A 2,637-nucleotide genomic window follows, 5' to 3' on the forward strand; every position below is an offset into this window, starting at 1 on the left:
CCCCTTACGGGGCGCTGCCGAACCGTGCCCCAAAGGGGCGCGGGGAACTGCGCGACCAGCCACGACGGCGCGGCAGCCGGACAACCGGCAGCAGCAGACCTAGCCCTCGTACTTCCGGTACGACGGGTCCAGGTCCCGTACTTCGGCGGAGGCGTGCAGGACGAAGCCGTCCGGCTCCAGGTGCTCCCGCAACAGCTCCAGGGTCGTCTCGGTCAGTTTCGCCTTGGTCTCGTCGGTGCGGCCGGCCAGCAGGCCGAAGGTGACGTGCACGATGACATGCCAGCCGTCCTCGTCGTAGCCGAAGGCGGTCGCGTCCGCGGCCCGGAAGAGGGTCTTGCAGGCTTCGGGCTTGGCCGCCGCGATCTCGACGACGGCGCTGTGCAGGGCCTTGGCGAAGCCCTCCCGGTCGAAGGCGGGGCCCGCCGTGGCGGTGTAGTCCACGGTGATCTGCGGCATGAGCACTCCTGTTCTGCGGCGACTGGACTCCAGCCTAGGTCTCATGCGGGGCGGCCGAAGCGGCGGGCGGCCCAGAGCAGGGCGAGGACTCCGCCCGCCGGCAGGAGGGCGCCCTCCAGGAGCAGGGGAGGCTGCCGGCCGAACCACTCGATGCCCGCGGTGGTCGCCTGGTCCGGTACCCGTAGCGCGATGCAGCGGCGGAGCAGGTCCACTCCGTAGGCGAGCGGGTTGAGGGCGGTCAACGTGTGGGCCCAGCCCGGCAGGTTCTGCGTCGGGAAGAAACCGCCGGAGAGGAACAGCAGCGGCATCATCACCAGGCCGAGCAGCATCTGGAAGATCTCGGGGCGGTCCAGGCTCACGGCCAGCAGCAGGGACAGGGCCGTGATGGTGAAGGAGGCCAGGACCAGGGCGGCGAGGAGCAGGGTCAGCAGGAGCGGGTCGTAGGGCAGGCCGACGGCACCGGCCAGGCCGAGCAGGACGGCGCCCTGGACCGTGGAGACGAGGGTGCCGCCGGCGCAGCTGCCGAGGAGGAGGGTGGGCCGGCTGACCGGGGCCATCAGGAGTTCGCGCAGGTAGCCGCTCTGCCGGTCGGTGATCAGGCGGATGCCGACGACGATGGCCGGGGCCTGCACCGTCATGATCAGCATGCCCGGGAAGAGGTAGGCCTGGTAGCCGACGCCCAGGGAGGAGTTGGGGATGAGCGCGGCCAGGCCGCCTCCCAGGACGAAGAGATAGAGCACCGGCTGGATCAGCATCAGGGCGGTGTGGACCCGTTGGGCGGACAGGCGCAGCAGGTCGCGGTGGACCAGGGCGTGGACGGCACGCAGTTCGTGGCGCAGGCGGGTCCCCGGCTCACGGCCGGTGCCGCCGAGGGCGCCGGTGCCGCCGGGGTCGTCAGAGGTGTCGGGAGCGTCCGAGGCGGGGAGGGCGGATGCGGTCATGGGGCCTCCTCGGTCGCTGCGGTGGGGCCGCCGGGAGCGGGGACGGCCGGTGTCCGGGGGGAGCCGGGGACATGGATGCTGCGGCCGGTGTGGTGGAAGAAGACGTCGTCGAGCGTCGGCGGCGTCGCGGACGCGGCGTGCACGGCGATGCCGTGGCCTGCCAGCGCCCCGCACAGCCGGGGAATCCAGGCGCTGCCGTCGGGCACCCGCAGGGAGACCCCTTCGGCGTCCCGGGTGACGGCGACGCCCGGTGGTGCGGTCCGGCCCACGACCCGGCGTGCCGCCGCGTCGTCGTCGGTGCGCAGCACCACCCGGTCGTCCCCGATCGCGGCCTTGAGCGCGAGGGGCGTGCCCCGGGCCACGAGCCGGCCGTGGTCGATGATGCCGAGGCGGTCGCAGTTCTCCGCCTCCTCCAGGTAGTGGGTGGTGACGAAGACGGTGCAGCCGTACCGGTCGCGCAGCAGGCGCAGGTGTTCCCAGACCTGGGCGCGGGCGTGCGGGTCGAGTCCGGTGGTCGGCTCGTCGAGGAACAGCACCCGGGGTGCGTGCAGCAGGCCGCGGGCGAGTTCCAGGCGACGGCGCATGCCTCCGGACAGGGTGCGTACCGGGGAGCGCCGCCGGTCGGCCAGTCCGACCGTGTCGAGCATCTCGGTGACGCGCAGGCGGGCGTGGCGCCGGCGCAGTCCGTAGAGGCGGGCGTGGATGTGCAGGTTCTGTTCGGCCGTCAGGTCCGGGTCCAGGGCGCTGTGCTGGAAGAGCATCCCGACCGCCGCGCGTACCCGGTCCGGCCGGCTGAGCACGTCGATGCCCGCCACGGTGGCGTGTCCGGCGGTGGGGCGGGCCAGCGCGCACAGCAGGGCGAGGGTGGTGGACTTTCCGGCGCCGTTGGGGCCGAGGAAGGCGAAGGTCTCGCCTTCGAACACGTCCAGGTCCAGGCCGCGGACCGCGTGGGTGGTGGTTCCGTCCGGGCCCGGGTAGCTCTTGACCAGGCCGCGCGTGCTGACGGCGTACGCGGGCCGGGCCGCGCGCTGCGATGTGACCGGGTTGGGGTTGGAGTTCGGGGTCGGGTCGGGGTTCGGGGTCGGGGACGGGTCTGCGGCGGTCGGCATGGTCGTCCGGGTGCGGGCGTCGTCAGCGGCGGGTGGCTGCATGGTCGGGTCCTCGTCCACGGGGGGTCTTCCGCGGGCCTGCCGTCCGCAGCGGCCCCGGCTCCGCCTCCGGCCGGTGGCCGCCCGAGGGC

The 2,637-nt window shown here is 73.6% G+C and carries 3 protein-coding genes; all 3 read right to left on the reverse strand.

Annotated elements, in window-relative coordinates:
• Positions 1–99: 99 nt before the first annotated feature.
• Genes ACFWPQ_RS51890 through ACFWPQ_RS51900 form a run of 3 tightly spaced genes read right to left on the reverse strand, consistent with a single transcriptional unit; the run spans position 100 to position 2,548 of the window.
• Complete coding sequence (locus tag ACFWPQ_RS51890; RefSeq protein ID WP_384052181.1) at positions 100–456, reverse strand: 5-carboxymethyl-2-hydroxymuconate Delta-isomerase; 357 nt, start codon at positions 454–456, stop codon at positions 100–102.
• Positions 457–497: 41 nt separating this feature from the next.
• A complete protein-coding gene (locus ACFWPQ_RS51895) occupies positions 498–1,397 on the reverse strand; it encodes an ABC transporter permease (protein WP_384052183.1) in 900 nt (299 codons plus the stop codon).
• A complete protein-coding gene (locus tag ACFWPQ_RS51900) occupies positions 1,394–2,548 on the reverse strand; it encodes an ATP-binding cassette domain-containing protein (RefSeq protein WP_384052185.1) in 1,155 nt (384 codons plus the stop codon). The genes ACFWPQ_RS51895 and ACFWPQ_RS51900 overlap by 4 nt, the downstream gene beginning before the upstream one ends.
• Positions 2,549–2,637: the final 89 nt, after the last annotated feature.

This window comes from Streptomyces sp. NPDC058464, assembly GCF_042721035.1.
Lineage (GTDB): Bacteria > Actinomycetota > Actinomycetes > Streptomycetales > Streptomycetaceae > Streptomyces.